The 15,048-nt window shown below is 67.2% G+C and carries 17 protein-coding genes; 9 read left to right on the top strand and 8 right to left on the bottom strand.

What is annotated here, in order from left to right; genetic code table 11:
- Nucleotides 1–810, bottom strand: coding sequence for a TrmH family RNA methyltransferase (locus tag OG300_RS03930; RefSeq protein WP_405498461.1), 810 nt, complete (start codon nt 808–810; stop codon nt 1–3).
- Nucleotides 811–930: 120 nt separating this feature from the next.
- The gene (locus OG300_RS03925; protein ID WP_405492217.1) at nt 931–1,536 is read right to left on the bottom strand and encodes a hypothetical protein; all 606 of its coding nucleotides are present in this window, start codon (nt 1,534–1,536) and stop codon (nt 931–933) included.
- A 96-nt stretch (nt 1,537–1,632) separates the two neighbouring features.
- Here OG300_RS03925 and OG300_RS03920 point away from each other — a divergent pair, with 96 nt between their 5' ends.
- A complete protein-coding gene (locus OG300_RS03920; RefSeq protein ID WP_405492215.1) occupies nt 1,633–1,947 on the top strand; it encodes a hypothetical protein in 315 nt (104 codons plus the stop codon).
- Between the two features lie 43 nt (nt 1,948–1,990).
- Nucleotides 1,991–2,395 (top strand): hypothetical protein, encoded by a 405-nt coding sequence (locus OG300_RS03915; RefSeq protein WP_405492213.1) that lies wholly within the window; start codon nt 1,991–1,993, stop codon nt 2,393–2,395.
- 109 nt (nt 2,396–2,504) lie between these two features.
- Here OG300_RS03915 and OG300_RS03910 read toward each other — a convergent pair whose 3' ends face one another.
- Nucleotides 2,505–2,798 carry a hypothetical protein gene (locus OG300_RS03910; protein ID WP_405492211.1) on the bottom strand — a complete coding sequence of 98 codons (294 nt, stop codon included), beginning with the start codon at nt 2,796–2,798 and terminating at the stop codon, nt 2,505–2,507.
- A 240-nt stretch (nt 2,799–3,038) separates the two neighbouring features.
- Here OG300_RS03910 and OG300_RS03905 point away from each other — a divergent pair, with 240 nt between their 5' ends.
- Both OG300_RS03905 and OG300_RS03900 read left to right on the top strand, forming a co-directional pair.
- Nucleotides 3,039–3,491: a hypothetical protein gene (locus OG300_RS03905; protein ID WP_405492209.1), complete on the top strand. Its 453-nt coding sequence runs from the start codon at nt 3,039–3,041 to the stop codon at nt 3,489–3,491.
- On the top strand, nt 3,440–3,799 hold the full coding sequence (locus OG300_RS03900) for a transcriptional regulator (protein WP_405492207.1): 360 nt from the start codon (nt 3,440–3,442) through the stop codon (nt 3,797–3,799). Before OG300_RS03905 ends, OG300_RS03900 begins: the two co-directional genes overlap by 52 nt.
- Before the next feature lie 24 nt (nt 3,800–3,823).
- On the opposite strand, the gene miaA is transcribed toward OG300_RS03900, so the two are convergent.
- Nucleotides 3,824–4,765, bottom strand: coding sequence for a tRNA (adenosine(37)-N6)-dimethylallyltransferase MiaA (gene miaA, locus OG300_RS03895; protein ID WP_405492205.1), 942 nt, complete (start codon nt 4,763–4,765; stop codon nt 3,824–3,826).
- A complete protein-coding gene (locus OG300_RS03890) occupies nt 4,762–5,538 on the bottom strand; it encodes a hypothetical protein (protein ID WP_405492203.1) in 777 nt (258 codons plus the stop codon). The genes miaA and OG300_RS03890 overlap by 4 nt, the downstream gene beginning before the upstream one ends.
- Nucleotides 5,539–5,713: 175 nt before the next feature.
- Between OG300_RS03890 and OG300_RS03885 the strand changes: the two genes are divergently transcribed.
- Together OG300_RS03885 and OG300_RS03880 are read left to right on the top strand one after the other, a co-directional pair.
- Nucleotides 5,714–7,159 (top strand): DUF349 domain-containing protein, encoded by a 1,446-nt coding sequence (locus OG300_RS03885; protein WP_405492201.1) that lies wholly within the window; start codon nt 5,714–5,716, stop codon nt 7,157–7,159.
- A gap of 217 nt (nt 7,160–7,376) precedes the next feature.
- Nucleotides 7,377–8,165, top strand: a complete 789-nt coding sequence (locus OG300_RS03880; RefSeq protein WP_405492199.1) for a phosphatase — start codon at nt 7,377–7,379, stop codon at nt 8,163–8,165.
- Nucleotides 8,166–8,252: 87 nt separating this feature from the next.
- Here OG300_RS03880 and OG300_RS03875 read toward each other — a convergent pair whose 3' ends face one another.
- The gene (locus OG300_RS03875) at nt 8,253–9,260 is read right to left on the bottom strand and encodes a GlxA family transcriptional regulator (RefSeq protein ID WP_405492197.1); all 1,008 of its coding nucleotides are present in this window, start codon (nt 9,258–9,260) and stop codon (nt 8,253–8,255) included.
- A 94-nt stretch (nt 9,261–9,354) separates the two neighbouring features.
- Here OG300_RS03875 and OG300_RS03870 point away from each other — a divergent pair, with 94 nt between their 5' ends.
- A complete protein-coding gene (locus tag OG300_RS03870; protein WP_405492195.1) occupies nt 9,355–10,761 on the top strand; it encodes an MFS transporter in 1,407 nt (468 codons plus the stop codon).
- A 61-nt stretch (nt 10,762–10,822) separates the two neighbouring features.
- Here OG300_RS03870 and OG300_RS03865 read toward each other — a convergent pair whose 3' ends face one another.
- A complete protein-coding gene (locus OG300_RS03865) occupies nt 10,823–11,404 on the bottom strand; it encodes a hypothetical protein (RefSeq protein ID WP_405498460.1) in 582 nt (193 codons plus the stop codon).
- Between the two features lie 235 nt (nt 11,405–11,639).
- Nucleotides 11,640–13,196 (bottom strand): tRNA (N6-isopentenyl adenosine(37)-C2)-methylthiotransferase MiaB, encoded by a 1,557-nt coding sequence (gene miaB, locus OG300_RS03860; protein ID WP_405498459.1) that lies wholly within the window; start codon nt 13,194–13,196, stop codon nt 11,640–11,642.
- Nucleotides 13,197–13,409: 213 nt separating this feature from the next.
- On the opposite strand from miaB, the gene OG300_RS03855 reads away from it, so the two are divergent.
- Nucleotides 13,410–14,177 carry an amino acid ABC transporter ATP-binding protein gene (locus OG300_RS03855; RefSeq protein ID WP_405492193.1) on the top strand — a complete coding sequence of 256 codons (768 nt, stop codon included), beginning with the start codon at nt 13,410–13,412 and terminating at the stop codon, nt 14,175–14,177.
- Between the two features lie 16 nt (nt 14,178–14,193).
- Nucleotides 14,194–15,027, top strand: a complete 834-nt coding sequence (locus OG300_RS03850) for a glutamate ABC transporter substrate-binding protein (protein ID WP_405492191.1) — start codon at nt 14,194–14,196, stop codon at nt 15,025–15,027.
- The last annotated feature ends 21 nt before the right edge of the window (nt 15,028–15,048 follow it).

Here is a 15,048-nt window from a genome sequence, read left to right as displayed (position 1 = left end):
TCACCGCAAAGCCCGGCGCTGCCGGGAGATCTCGTACAGGGCCACGGCGGCGGCCGCCGGGACACCGAGGGTGCCGTCGGTCGGGATGCAGACCAGCTCGTCACACACCTGCTGCCAGGCCGCGCCGAGTGATTCGCTTTCGTCGCCGAAGACCAGGACGGTCGCGCCGCCGAATTCGAGCTCGTCGAGAGCGATCCCGCCATGATCGTCACCACCGACGATACGGGTCTCGATGCCGCGCGCCCGCTGCCGGTCCCGGAAGGCGCTCACCTGCACGGGACCCGATGCCCGCAGCACCGGAACCGAGAACAACGCCCCCTCCGAGGCCCGCACACTCTGCGGGTCGTAATGGTCTGCGCCGGTACCGGTCACCACCACCCCCTGCGCCCCGAACGCCACCGCCGACCGAATCAACCCACCCAGCCGCACCGCCGATCCCGGCCGATCCACCACCACGACAACCGGCGGATCCTGCGGTGTCCCCGGCGCGAAATCCTCCAGCTCCGCCCGCCGAGAAATCGCCACCGCCACCAACTCCGGCACCGCCCCCGACGGCTCCGCCAACTCCGCCATCACCTCCGGCACCAACCCCACACTCGGCACCCCACTGGACTCCAGCACCTGCCGAGCCCACGGCGACGGCTCCGGCGCCCCCAGCCGATACACGAGAGTCTCCAGCGGCCAACGAGATTCGAGCGCACACGAAATAGCCCGATGCCCGTGCACCAGAAATCGTCCGTCCCGCACACGTCTCGACCGATTGTTCAGATACTCCTGCCACACCTGAACCGAAGCATTGCGAGTATTCACCCGGCGCGTCACCCCAGCAACGTAGCGCGCACACCCGACATCCCGGGCGGGCTCATGGCGTGTCCCCAGCTCGCGGAGTGTCCTCGCTACCGCCCGTGCCGACCGCTCCGCATCGAATACTCAACGCGGGTAGCCGATCTCGACGACATCCTCCTCCACCGAGAGAAGGCCCAGCTCCGGATTGAGCTCCGCAACCAGCGTCGGCGTCAGCGGCCGCAACGCATACACGTGCCGAACAGCCTCGACACTGACCTCGGTTCCGTAGTACTCCGCAGCCCACTCCACATAGTCTTCCGGCCTGCCCGCGACCAACACATCGAACAAGTCGTGCACGTCGGAACCGGCATCGGAAACGGACCACCCGGCATCGCCAGGTTCACGCCAGAAACACACCGTCGCCAGCGGCGAACCGTCATGATCGGCGAAGGCGGGCTCGGCGACGAAGCGACCGAACACCGCAGGGACAGAATCGAAAACCCCTGGTGCAGCAGACGATTCATGATCAAATCCCCGCCCGTAGACGCCGTCCGCGGAAAACACGATGAACCAGTCGTTCCCGGACCCATCCCGCATCGAAGCCATCTCCTCCCCCTCCGCCCACCGACTGTTGAACGAGTAATACCGATCCCCCCACTCCGGACTGAGAATCGCGTCGAGCATCGCCATAGCCCGGCAACGATCACGAAGCATCGAAATATCCGGAAGCCGACGCAGCAGTTCATTCACACCGCCATCCAACCGGACACCACCGACACCGACAGCGGCCGAACCCCAACCGAACACGCTGATTTGCCGAGCCCCGGGCATTCCCACTGTCCGGTCATGATTGTGCTCATGACCGAAGGGCAACTGCACGTATCCCTCGCTGAGCTGCGCAGGTCGTTCAACTTGCTGTTGGACCATCTCGAAGCCGCCACGGATGGCGGCATCATCCACTTGGACCAGGACTACTTCTGGTCGATCCCGCAAGACGAGCTGTACGACGTCACCACGGTTCCGTCCAACCTGACCGTCGGTCAGCTCTCTTGGTCATGGGAACATCTGACAGACCTACTCGCTGAACCGGACCGCGCAATTGGACACCATCTCGTCTGGCTCGCGGAGGTTTTGCGCGCGGTGGGCCAGAAGACGTCCTGAAAGACCGACTGACACGAATTGGTTCGGCGATATTGTTCGTTGCATGGAGCCCAATGCGATTGCGCCACCTCGACGTTCGGCAATCGAGGTCGTGTGGCGACAGGTCGTCGCTGGAGTGACCACTCGTGAGGCAGCACACGACTGGGCTGTGGTTTGGGTTGAACATGCTCCAGACATGAGCTGGCCAGATGACGGGATGATCGAGGCCGGCCTGCTGTATCTGCACGGCCTGGACATGACGAGGGTCCGCGACTCACCGAACCTGATATGCCACGGCGGCCCGGGGCGCTACGTGTTGTCCGAGGCCGAAGTTGCAGGAAGGCTTGAGCACTGGCTGAAGATGTGCAGCGAGTACGACTGCGATCCGGAGAAATTCCGTCAACGGGCACTCGAAAAGGCACGAAACACACCGGAATATCGAGAGCGCGCAAACCGTCGGTCGATTTAGCCGCCACTTCCACACACGGCTCGTTCCATACAGATCCGGTGGGCGGCGGAGCCGACGGGAGACCTGACCGGCGCGGCCGCGGCCGCATTCGCCTCAGCGAGAAAACATCTCAGGCGTCGGGCAGGCTACCGAGTTGGTCGAGTGCGACCTCGAAGAGGCCGATGCCTAGACAGAGGTCGACCGTGGCAATCCCACGGTGTCGGTCGATGCTCGCAAGGTCGCACTCGATCTCCAGTGGGATCGGGTACGCGGCATCGCGAGTCAGTCGGGCGCGCTCCTGAAATTCGGGGACCTTCGCGACGAAACTGGCGGTGCTTCCGTCCGCCAGCTGGAACTCCGCCGCCACCCACCCTGGAAAATGATCGTCTTCATACCGAACTGCCACTGCCCTGATGTACGTCATGGTGGGAAGGATCTTCTCACCATGACGTCGTGACCGCAGGCCAGGATTCGAAGACCTTCGCGATCCCGTCCACGTCATCGAAGCGGCCCAGTGCGCCGAAGTCGATGGAGGCGCCCGGGGCGATGAAACAGTCCGCGACGCTGGAAATCTCACTCCGTAGGGCTCAGCCGAACGTTTGATGGCCGATCACGGTCGGGAAACTGGTTGCCAATTGGAAACCTGTTTGCGTATGGTCGCCTCATGCAGGACTCGCAGACCCCTCAGCAAGCATTGGACATCGCTGCCGCTGCCACGCGGCAGGCGCACGAGGCGGCCGCACTTTCGAGGTGGCAGCCCGTGGCGGCTGGGGTGTCGGGGGCGCTCGCTGTTCTGCTGCTGTGCACGGTGGTTGAGGACGGGGTCGGTAGGCCGCTCGGATGGGTCGTGTTGGTCGGCGGAATCTGTTCGGGCTGGGTGTATTTCACGCTTGTGCGGCGGCAGCGGGGAATTCAGCGGGACCGCGGCATCGTCCCGCTGCCGATGGCGGAGCGGACGCAGATCATCGCGATATTGGTTGTCACCCTGGTGGTGCCGCTGGTGGGGTTCGCGGTTTCCGGTCCGGCAGTATGGATCCGGGTGGTGTCCAGTGTTGTGCTGGGCGGATGGATCTGGTTCGTGCAGGCGCGGCCGCGGATCCTCGCCGGGAAGTCTTGACCGTGGACGCGCTGAACGAGCTGTTCGCCTCGCTGCCACGGCTGAAACTGGTGGCATTCCTCGACGGTTGCGCGGAAGCGGAGTTTCTCGTCGTCGCCGACATGTGCGACCTGAACAAATCAACACTGTCCAAAGCGATGACCGCGCTGGAGACAGCCGGATACCTCGATGTCACCAAGGGCTACGTGGGCCGTAAACCGAGAACCTGGCTGGGCCTCAGCTCGGAGGGCCGCACCGCGTATCACGCTCATCTGGCCGCGCTCACCGCACTCACTCGCAAGGGCGAGCAGGCCGCACCCGAGTCTTGATCGAATCCTCCAGTGCGAGGCCGACTATGGGTTGGTGATCGACTCCTGCTGCGGAGTCCGGCTGTGGTCTCGCACAATGGCCAGTGCGGTGTCCGCGAGGTGTGGGTCCGCGCCGTCCACCCAGTGCACACGCTGGTCGCGGCGGAACCAGGAGCGTTGGCGGCGAACGTAGCGGCGGGTGCCGATGAAGGTGCGTTCGCGGGCCTCGGCGAGATCGTATTCATCGTCCAGGTAGTCGAGGACCTGGGCGTAACCGATTGCGCGGCGGGCGGTTTGGCCGCGGCGCAGGCCCTTCGGGATCAGGCCTTGGACTTCCTCCACCAGGCCGGAGTCGAACATCAGGGAGGTGCGGAGGTCGATGCGGGCATCCAGCTCGGCGGTTTCGCGGTCGACGCCGAGGATGACTGTGCCCCAGCGGGGTTCGCCGATCTGCGGGGCGGAAGCCGCGAAGGGCTTGCCGGTGAGTTCCACGACTTCGAGGGCCCGGACCATGCGGCGGCCGTCAGTCGGCAGGATGGTCGCGGCCGCTACCGGGTCGGCGGCACGCAGAGCCTCGTGGACGGCGACTGTGCCGCGTTCGGCGAGCACGGTTTCCCAGCGGGCGCGGATCTCCGGATCGGTGGCGGGGAAATCCCAATCGTCCAGGAGTGCTTGCACGTACATCATCGAGCCGCCGACGATGACCGGGGTGTGGCCGCGCGCCATGATGGCTTCGACATCCGCGCGGGCGACATTTTGATAGGAGGCGACGGTCGCGGTTTCGGTGATGTCGAGCACGTCGAGTTGATGGTGCGGGATTCCGCGGCGTTGCGCGAGCGGCAGTTTCGCGGTGCCGATATCCATGCCGCGATACAGCTGCATGGCGTCGATGTTCACGATCTCGCCGTCCAGGCGCTCGGCCAGGTCCAGGGCCAGATCCGATTTCCCGGTGGCAGTCGGTCCGACCACCGCGATGGGCCGGGTCATCGCGCCACCCCGGGACGCCACACGCCGACGTGATATCCGACGCCGAAAGGTGCTGCGGTGTAGAGGGTTTCAACCTGGGGATCGACAGGATCGACGGCGAACAGCCCCGCCAGCACCTGGAACGCGGGCCGGCCCGCGACCTCTAGTTCGGTGTGCAGCCGGGTATCGAGTGCCGCCAGCGCCGCGCGATCGCCCGCACTCAGGGCGGTATCGAGGACTTCCTGTGCAGCCTCGGCCCGCTCGTCCAGATAGCGCGGAGACGCCGTCGTGAGCGTGGCCGCGCCGTCACCGATCACCAGCACACCGGTGGCGTCCGATTCGGCATCGAGTTCGGCGCGCAGGTTCCGGCCGAAGGTCAGGCATTCGTCGGCCGAGGCATCCGCCGAGATCAAACGGCATTCCGCGACCGCGTCCGGCGCGACCTGAGCACGCACCCAGCCGCCGATGAGCGCGGCCAGCGGCAGACTCGCATCCGCAGGCCCCTCGAATACCGAACCGGACAAACCGACACGCACATCCGCGCCGTATCCCCGGAATGTGCCGACCGCCTCAGCACCGATCACTCCGGCCGAAACCGGAACGCCCGTACCGTCCTCGGGATCGGCGACACCCACCACGATCCAGCGTGTCGCGGCCGCCCCCAATTCCGTTGCGGCCCGCAAAACCGCAGCTCGCAGCCCTGCCACCGGCCCGTCCGGGGCACTGCCCGCAGCACCCCCGAGCTCGGGAACCAGCACGGGCGGCGAGGGGACCAGCGACGCAACACGGAACACGCCGACAACCGTAGCGCTAACGCACCACACCAGCCCCACCCCGGCCGGGTCGCCGCGCCACCCAGGTGCGCTCAAAGACAGCATTTCCCATCTCAGCCTGGTTGAATGGGATCAGTTAGACGAATGAGCTAGGGCGTAACCAGGCAGCCGTGACGCGCGGCAGGGACGAGGAGCTATGACCGAGAACAACGGAAACGAGCAGGCTACCCACCCGGAGCCGACCCCGACGCCCAAGCCCGGCGCCGCGCCGACCCCGTCGAGTGAGAGCGCACGACCTTCCCCGGCGGCCGCCGCCGGACCCCGTCCCGGGGGCCCGAGCCGCAAACCCGAGTCCCCGAAACCCCACGCCGTCAAACCCACTCCCGGCCTGGCCCACCCGCACCCGCACCCGGTCGTCGTACCGAGTGTGAGCGATCCCAGCCAGTGGGGACGGGTGGACGAGGACGGCACCGCCTGGGTCAAGACCGCCGACGGTGAACGCGTCATCGGTTCTTGGCAGGCCGGTGACACCACCGAGGGCCTGGCCCACTTCGGCCGCCGCTTCGACGATCTGGCCACCGAGGTGGCACTGCTGGAGGCCCGCCTGGCCGCCGGTACCGACGCCCGCAAGACCAAGACGGCCGCCACCGCGCTTGCCGAAACATTGCCGACCGCATCGGTCATCGGCGATATCGACGGTTTGACCGCCCGTTTGCGCGTCATCATCGAGCACTCCGACGAGGCGGCCGCGCACGCCAAGGAGGAGAAGGACCGCTCCCGGCACGAGCAAACCGAGCGCAAAGAAGTACTGGCCGCCGAGGCCGAGCAGATCGCCGCCGACTCCACCCAGTGGAAGGTCGCCGGGGACCGGCTGCGCGAGATCCTCGACGAGTGGAAGACCATTCGCGGCGTGGACCGCAAGGTCGACGACGCGCTGTGGCGGCGCTTCTCCAAGGCCCGCGAGGCGTTCAACCGCCGCCGCGGCGCCCACTTCGCCGATCTGGATCGCGAACGCGCGTCGGCCAAGACGCACAAGGAAGACCTGTGCGTGCGCGCCGAGGAACTCTCCAATTCCACGGACTGGGCGGGCACCGCGGCCATCTTCCGCGACCTGCTCGGTGAGTGGAAGGCCGCCGGTCGCGCCCCGCGCGAGGCCGACGAGCAGCTGTGGCGTCGCTTCAAGGCGGCCCAGGACGTGTTCTTCGCCGCCCGCAACTCGGCGGCCACCGAACGCGACCACGAGTTCGAGGAGAACGCGCACTCCAAGGAAGAACTGCTGCTGGCCTACGAGCACCTCGACCCGAATCACGACCTCGACGCCGCCCGGCACGGACTGCGTGAGCTGCAGGAGAAATGGGACGCGGTCGGCAAGGTCCCCCGGGAGCGCATGCACGACCTGGAGTCTCGCCTGCGCGCCATCGAGAAGCGGGTCCGTGAGGCCGTCGACGCGCAGTGGCGTCGCTCCGACCCCGAGGCCATGGCCCGCGCCGCCCAATTCCGTGAGCGCGTAGCCCAATTCGAGGAGCAGGCCGCCAAGGCCCAGGCCGCGGGCAAGACCCGCGACGCCGAGAAGGCCCTGGAGCAGGCCAAGCAGTGGCGTGAATGGGCCGAAGCCGCCGAAGGCGCGGTCAGCCAGCGCTGAAAGCACCACCCGAACCCGCCGGTGAGCACCCGTCACCGGCGGGTTCGGCGTGTGAATCCCCTTGGCACACAATCCGAATCCCTTCCGGAGCCAGCCCGTAGACCGCGATCGGCGATTCGGCCGGTCCGCCGAGCCCAGCCGACACCCGGAGTACGGCGAGAGTTCCTGCGGCCGTTCACGACCGGTACGTCGGTGGGATCCTGGTTAGGCTCGGGGTATGGCACCGAGTCGGGAAGAGTTGATCGCGCACCTGGTGCGGACGGGTATGGCGGGGCGGGTGGCCACGCCTCGGGAGAACAATTTGTCGCATTATTGGCGGCTGGCACAGCGGGATCCGAATTATCTGCTGGGGTTGGATCCGGGGCCGCAGTGGGACGCGGACGCCATTCTGGGGTTGATGGTGCGGCTCGTCGGGGTGGATGCGCGGCGGGACTATCGGTGGGGTGTGGACACCATTGATCCGGAGCTGACGGTGGCGGCGTTGGATCGGTATGCGGCGCGGTTCGACAAGGCGTTGCGGGAACGGCAGCGGGTGTTGTTCGCGACGGGGCATCCCAATCGACTGGCTCGGCTGTATCAGCAGTTGGCGGTGGCGCTGACGGCCGCCGGGGGCACGGTGATCGAGCCCGGAGACGGGCTGAGTTACGACGGCGATTCACGTTTCGGGACCAAACGTCTGGAGATCGAGTACTTCCTCGGCGTCGCGACGCTCAACGACGCGGGCGGCGCGATCCACACCCATTCCGCCGAACCGATTCGCCTCGTGCTCGAGGAGCTACGGCGCTCCGGTGAACCGGACCCGGATCTGGTTGTGGCCGACCACGGTTGGTGCGGTGGCGCGGCCCAGGCCGGAATCGACGCCATCGGATTCGCCGACTGCAACGACCCGGCGCTGTTCGTCGGTGAGGACGAGGGCACGGTCGCGGTGGCCGTGCCACTCGACGACGGCCTCCCGCCGGAGGATTACGACCTGCTCGGCGAGTACATCCTCGCCCGCCGCGGCTGATCTATTTCCGCATGCCCGCAACATGATTCACTCCCGGCCTCGAAATCCGACGTGGGACGACCACACTCGGATTCCGAACAGTTCCGGTCAGCCCGAAACCGCCGGGGCGGTGATCACCTCGTGGCGGGTGGGGCGGTGGGAGCGACGGTATTCGCTGGGGGCGATGCCGACTTCGCGATTGAAGTGGGTGCGGAAGTTGGCGGCGGTGCCGAGGCCGCAGCGGGCGGCGATGGCGTCGACGGGAAGGTCGGTGGCTTCCAACAGTTCTCGGGCGCGGATCAGACGTTGGGTGAGCAGCCATTGCAGTGGGGTGGCGCCGAGTTCGGCGTGGAAGCGGCGGGCCAGGGTGCGCTCGCTGATATTGGCGTGGGTGGCGAGATCGGCGACGGTGAGCGGGTTTTCGAGGCGACACAGCGCCCACTCGAGGGTTTCCGCGAGGCCGGAGTCGGCGGGGGTGGCCGGAACCGGGGATTGCAGATATTGGGCTTGGCCGCCGGCGCGGTGGGGTGAGACGACCAGGTAGCGGGCGGCGGCGTTGGCGGCGTGTGAACCGAGGTCCTTGCGAATCAGGTGGATGCACAGGTCCATTCCGGCCATGGTGCCCGCGCTGGTGAGAATCCGGCCGTCGTCGATGTAGAGGACGCCGGGGTCGATGTCCAAGCGCGGGTGGCGTTCGCGCAGGGCGGCGATGTGCCGCCAGTGCGTGGTCATGCGGCGACCCTCCAGGAGTCCTGCGGCGGCGAGGACGAACGCGCCGGTGCACAGGGAGGCGACGCGCGCACCGCGCTCGTAGGCGGCACGGACGGCGTCGACCAGGTCGGCGGGTGGTTCCTCGCGCACGTCGGGCACCGACGGGACGATGACGGTGTCGGCGCGGATCAGGTCGTCGTAGTCGTGAGCGGTCAACGCCACGAACGGATCTCGCAGGGTGGCGTGGCCGGTGTCGCGGGGGCCGCAGAGCTGGAAGCGATACCAGTTGTCCGGGTCGACGCCGAGCGGCGGCTCGTAGAACACCTGGTACGGGATGGCGACCTCGAAGATCGGCATCCCGGGTGCGACCGCGACGGCGAGCGTGCCGGGACCGGTGGATTCCATTTCCCCACGCTACGCCCGAGCCTGTCAGGAATCTAGCGCAGTGTGGCATTCCTGCCACTCGTGGCCGCGCCCGGAACGCCGAATAGTCGAAGGCATGACCACGACAGCCGACCCGAACACCCCGCTCCCCCAGGCGGATACACCCCCGGACCCACGCCGCTGGCGGGTGCTGGCGATCGCCGCCGTCGCCCAGTACCTGGCCATCCTGGATCTCTTCGCGGTCATCGTCGCCTTCCCGGCGCTGCAACAGTCCTTCGGGAACGCCTCGACCAGCGCGGTGTCGTGGACCTTGAACGCGTACACCATCGTGATGGCCGCCCTGCTGGTCCCGGCGGGTCGTTTCGCCGACGACACCGGGCGCAAACGCGGATTCCTGCTCGGCATAGCGCTTTTCGGGCTGGCGTCGATCGCCTGCGGCCTGGCCCCGAACCTCGGAATCCTGATCGGTGCCCGAGTCCTACAGGCCGCGGCCGCCGCGCTGCTCATCCCCACCGGTCTCGGCCTGGTGCTGCCGGTGTTCCCGAAACGCGAGCACACCACCGTGATGGGCATCTGGACGGCGATCGCGGCGGCGGGCGGGGCCAGCGGTCCGGTGCTGGGTGGTCTGCTGCTGCAAGCCGGTTGGCGCTGGATCTTCCTGCTCAATGTGCCGTTCACGGTGGTGGCGTTCGTTTTCGGGCTGAGCGTGCTGCCCGATATCCGCCAGCGCGGCGGCCGTCGGCTGGATCTGCTGGGCGCGGGCCTGATCCTCGGTGCCACGGCGGCTTTCACGACGGTGTTCGTGCAGGCCCCCGACTGGGGTTACACCGCACCGGGAACCCTGGGCTGCCTGGCGGCCGCGATCGTCCTGACCGCCCTGTTCGTCCGCCACGTGCGCCACCATCCGGATCCGGTGGTGAGCCCGATCGTGTTGCGCCACCGCCCTTTCCGCATCGCCACCCTGGGCGTGTTCTGCTACTACCTGGCCTTCGCCGCCATGATCCTCGAGGCCACCCTGTTCATGACCGAGCAGTGGCACTACTCCACGTTGCGGGCCGCGCTGGGTGTGGCCGCGATGCCGATCAGCTGCCTGCTCATGTCGCCGTTCTCGGGCCGTTTCGTGGCGCGGGTCGGGGCACGGACCTCGGCGGTGCTGGGTGGTGCGGCCATCGCGCTGGGTTGCGCCTGGTGGATGCTGGCCACCGAATTCTCGGATTCGTATGCGCTGGTGATGATTCCGGGTTCGATCCTGGCCGGTGCGAGCACGGCCCTGCTGCAACCGCCGCTGTTCGGGGCGTCGACGCTGCTGCCCGCGGATCAGATCTCGCTGGGTTCGGGCACCTTGATGATGGCCCGACAGACCAGTTCGGCGCTGGGCGTGGCGATCCTGACCGCGATCCTCGGCAGCACCGCGCACCGTTCCATGACCGACTTTCGGGCGGGTTGGCTGTACATGGTGGTCGCGGGCCTGGCCGCGATGGCCGCCGGGTTCGCCTACCGCCCCGACCGCGTCGAGCACTGACCGCACGAAAAAGCCCGGCGGCCACCGCATTCGGTGACCGCCGGGCCTGCGCGTGAAATTCTCAGTCGTCGCCGAAGAGCTTGCGGCGGCGTTCCTCTTCCAAGGCCTTCTCGGCGATGCGGCGCTGTTCCTCGGCGGCCAGGTGCACCGAGGTGCGACTCCAGATCACCCGCACCCAGTGGAAGGTCAGCACCACCGCGGCGATAGTGGCCAGGATCAACCCGATCGCGGGGCCCGCGCCGTGGTAGTTGCCCAGCCCGGGGGTCTGCCGATGCCAGATGGACAGCACGCCGAACACGCTGGAGATGGCCGTGCCCGCGGCCGCGATCCAGGCCAGCAGCCAGCGGCGAGTCATCAGGGCCAGCACCGAGAAGCCGATGCCGAAGATCACCACGAACCATTCGAAGACCCGGGACGGCAGTCCGATGTGGTCGGCCTGAGCGACGGTGTCGAACATCAGAATGTCGAAGCCGCGGGTCTTGCCCGCGTGCGGCAGCACCAGCGACAGCAGCAGCACGAAGATCGCGCCCGCGACCACCAGGGCGCGCAGGCCCGGGTCGATCTCACCGGCGATCTTGCGTTCGACGGCCTCGAGATCGTCGCGGAACTGTTCGAAGTCGTGGCTGGGCTCGGCCGCCTTCATAGTCTCCTCGTTCGCGTCAGCCGCCTGGTCGGGCGTCGAATCGGGTTGTGCTGCTTCGGTTTCCGGGTGCTGCGGCCGGTCGCGAGCCTCGTCGGGCCCGGTGGGCTGATCGGTCATGCGATGCGATCCTCGCTGGTGCGTCCTCGATCGTGCGGCGTGATTCCCGCTCGATACTGCCCTATGACGCTGCGTAGTTGTCACCGGCCCCGAGTTCGGTCGCCGCAGGCAGCGCCGTTCAGTCGCCGCAGGCGGAACCGCAGCTGGACTCGGCGACCGGCACGACCACGGGCGCGCCGATGCTCGGCAGGCCCAGGCCGACACCGATGGGTGCGGTCTTGGGCGTGATGCCGCGTTCGTGCGCGTCCCCGGCGCTGGTGCGCCGATGCGAGAGCACCGCGCCGTCGGCGACCAGATAGTGCGGCGCGGCACCGGTGACCTCGGTGGTGATGACATCGCCGGGCCGGATCTCGCTGCCGGGCGCGAGGTCGACGGGCGGACGGAAGTGCACCAGTCGGCCGTCGCGGGCACGACCGCTCATGCGCGCGGTCGCGGCGTTCTTCTTGCCCGCGCCCTCGGCGACCAGCAGTTCGACCGTCGTGCCGATCAGCGCCTGATTGCCTTCGAGGGAGATCTGCTCCTGCAACTCGATGAGCCGGTCGTAGCGTTCCTGCACGACCGCCTTGGGCAGCTGGTCGGGCATGGTCGCGGCGGGCGTGCCCGGCCGGATCGAGTACTGGAAGGTGTAGGCGCTGGTGAAGCGCGCCTGCCGCACCACATCCAGGGTGGCCTGGAAGTCCTCCTCGGTCTCGCCGGGGAAGCCGACGATGATGTCGGTGGTGATGGCGGCGTGCGGCATGGCCGCCCGCACCTTCTCGATGATGCCGAGGAACTTCGCGCTGCGGTAGGAGCGCTTCATCGCCTTGAGGACGCGATCCGAGCCGGACTGCAACGGCATGTGCAGCTGCGGGCACACGGTCGGCGTCTCGGCCATCGCCTCGATGACGTCGTCGGTGAATTCGGCCGGGTGCGGGGAGGTGAAGCGCACCCGCTCGAGACCCTCGATGGTCGCGGTGGCGCGCAACAGTTTCGCGAACGCGCCGCGGTCGCGCTGCTCGGTCGGGTCGGCGAAGGAGACGCCGTAGGAGTTGACGTTCTGCCCCAGCAGCGTGACCTCGAGCACACCCTGATCGACGAGTGCGCGCACCTCGGCGAGCACATCGCCGGGCCGCCGGTCGACTTCCTTGCCGCGCAAGGCCGGAACGATGCAGAACGTGCAGGTGTTGTTGCAGCCCACCGAGATCGACACCCAGCCCGCGTACGCGGACTCGCGCTTGGCGGGCAGATTGGACGGGAACGCCTCGAGCGATTCGAGGATCTCGACCTGGGCTTCCTCATTGTGGCGGGCGCGTTCCAGCAGCACCGGCAGCGAGCCGATGTTGTGGGTGCCGAACACCACGTCCACCCAGGGCGCCTTCTTGACCACGATGTCGCGGTCCTTCTGCGCCAGACAGCCGCCGACCGCGATCTGCATGCCGGGCCGCTCCGCCTTGCGGTGCGCGAGATGCCCGAGCGTCCCGTACAGCTTGTTGTCGGCGTTCTCGCGCACCGCGCAGGTGTTGAAGACGATGAGGTCGGCGGTCGTATCCGCGTCGGCCTTCACATATCCGGCGTCCTCGAGCAGCCCCGAGAGGCGTTCGGAATCGTGCACGTTCATCTGGCAGCCGAAGGTACGGACCTCGTAGGTCCGCGCGTCGACATGGACTGCCTCACCACGTGCTGAAACCTGCGCCAACGAATTCACCCAACCAGGGTAATGGCTGGCCTCCGAGGCCCCTAAACCCCATCCGGTTCGAGCGGGTGCCCCGGGGTCTCCCGTGAGCCCCGATTTCGCAGCCCATCCACAGCCCCACCCCAGGGTTACGAGACCATGTCGAATTCCGACCTAGCGGTCATGCGCCACCCAAAGACGAGCAAATCGGGCACAGGGTGGATAGGGTCACTGGTCATGACCGATGCTGCCGATTCCATCAGCACATCCGCGCCCATGCTCTCGATGCGGAATGTGGACAAGCACTTCGGCTCGCTGCACGTACTGCGTGACATCAATCTCGAAGTGCCCCGGGGGCAGGTCGTGATCGTGGTGGGACCCTCGGGCTCCGGCAAGTCGACGCTGTGCCGAACCATCAACCGGCTGGAAACCATCGACTCCGGTGAGATCGCCGTGGACGGGGTGAAACTGCCCGACGAGGGCAAGGCGCTGGCCCGGCTGCGCGCCGATGTCGGCATGGTGTTCCAGCAGTTCAACCTGTTCGCGCACAAGACAATTCTCGACAATGTGATGCTCGCTCCGGTGAAGGTGCGCGGTATCGACAAGGCCAAGGCGCGGGCTCGCGCGCTGGAGCTGCTGGACCGGGTCGGCATCGCCGAGCAGGCCAGCAAGTATCCGGCGCAGCTCTCCGGCGGTCAGCAGCAGCGCGTGGCCATCGCGCGGGCGCTGGCCATGGATCCGAAGGTGATGCTGTTCGACGAGCCCACCTCGGCGCTGGACCCCGAAATGGTGTCGGAGGTCCTGGATGTCATGGTGCAGCTGGCCCACGACGGCATGACCATGCTGGTGGTCACGCACGAGATGGGCTTCGCGCGCCGCGCCGGAAACCGGGTGTTGTTCATGGCCGACGGCCAGATCATCGAGGACACCGACCCCGAATCCTTCTTCACCGCACCGAAATCGGATCGCGCCCGGGATTTCCTCGGCAAGATCCTCAGCCACTGAGAGAACAGGACCCCCGATGCGGATCAATCACGCGCTGCGGATCGCCGCCGGTGTCGCCGCCCTGGCGCTCACCGTCACCGCCTGTGGCGGCGGCAGCAACAAGACCGCCACTCAGCACGCCGCCGACGGCAAGCTCACCATCGGCATCAAATTCGATCAGCCCGGCCTGGGACTGCTCAACAAGGACGGCAGCTACAGCGGTTTCGACGTCGACGTCGCCAAGTATGTGGCGGGGCAGCTGAATGTGAAGCCGGAGAACATCACCTTCAAGGAGTCGCCGTCGGCGCAGCGCGAGACGCTGATCCAGAACGGCCAGGTCGATTTCATCGTCGCGACCTACTCGATCACCGACGCCCGCAAGCAGAAGGTCGATTTCGCGGGCCCGTACTTCGTGACCGGGCAGTCGCTGCTGGTGCGTTCGGACAACACCGACATCACCGGGCCGGAGTCGCTCAACGGCGGCAAGAAGCTGTGCTCGGTGAAGGGTTCCACGCCCGCGCAGAACGTGCAGGACAAGTACGCCAAGGAAGTTCAGCTGCAGCAGTACGACACCTACTCGCTGTGCGTGGAGGCGTTGAAGTCGGGCGCGGTGGACGCGGTCACCACCGATGACATCATTCTGCGCGGGTACGCGGCGCAGTCGCCGGGTGCGCTGAAGGTGGTCGGCAAGACCTTCTCGACCGAGAACTACGGCATCGGCCTCAAGAAGGGCGACTCCGATTCGCGCGGCAAGATCAACGACGCCATCCAGTCGATGATCTCCACCGGTGCGTGGAAGGCGGCCCTGGAGAAGAACTTCGCCGGGACCGGCTACGAGATTCCGGCCCCGCCGCAGGTGAGCGCGAACTGACTCGAGGTAGCGCGCCGGGTG

It is taken from the genome of Nocardia sp. NBC_00511 (assembly GCF_045161165.1).
Lineage (GTDB): Bacteria > Actinomycetota > Actinomycetes > Mycobacteriales > Mycobacteriaceae > Nocardia.
The sequence above is the reverse complement of the archived record's forward strand: the minus strand, read 5'-3'. Positions and strand labels throughout refer to the sequence as shown.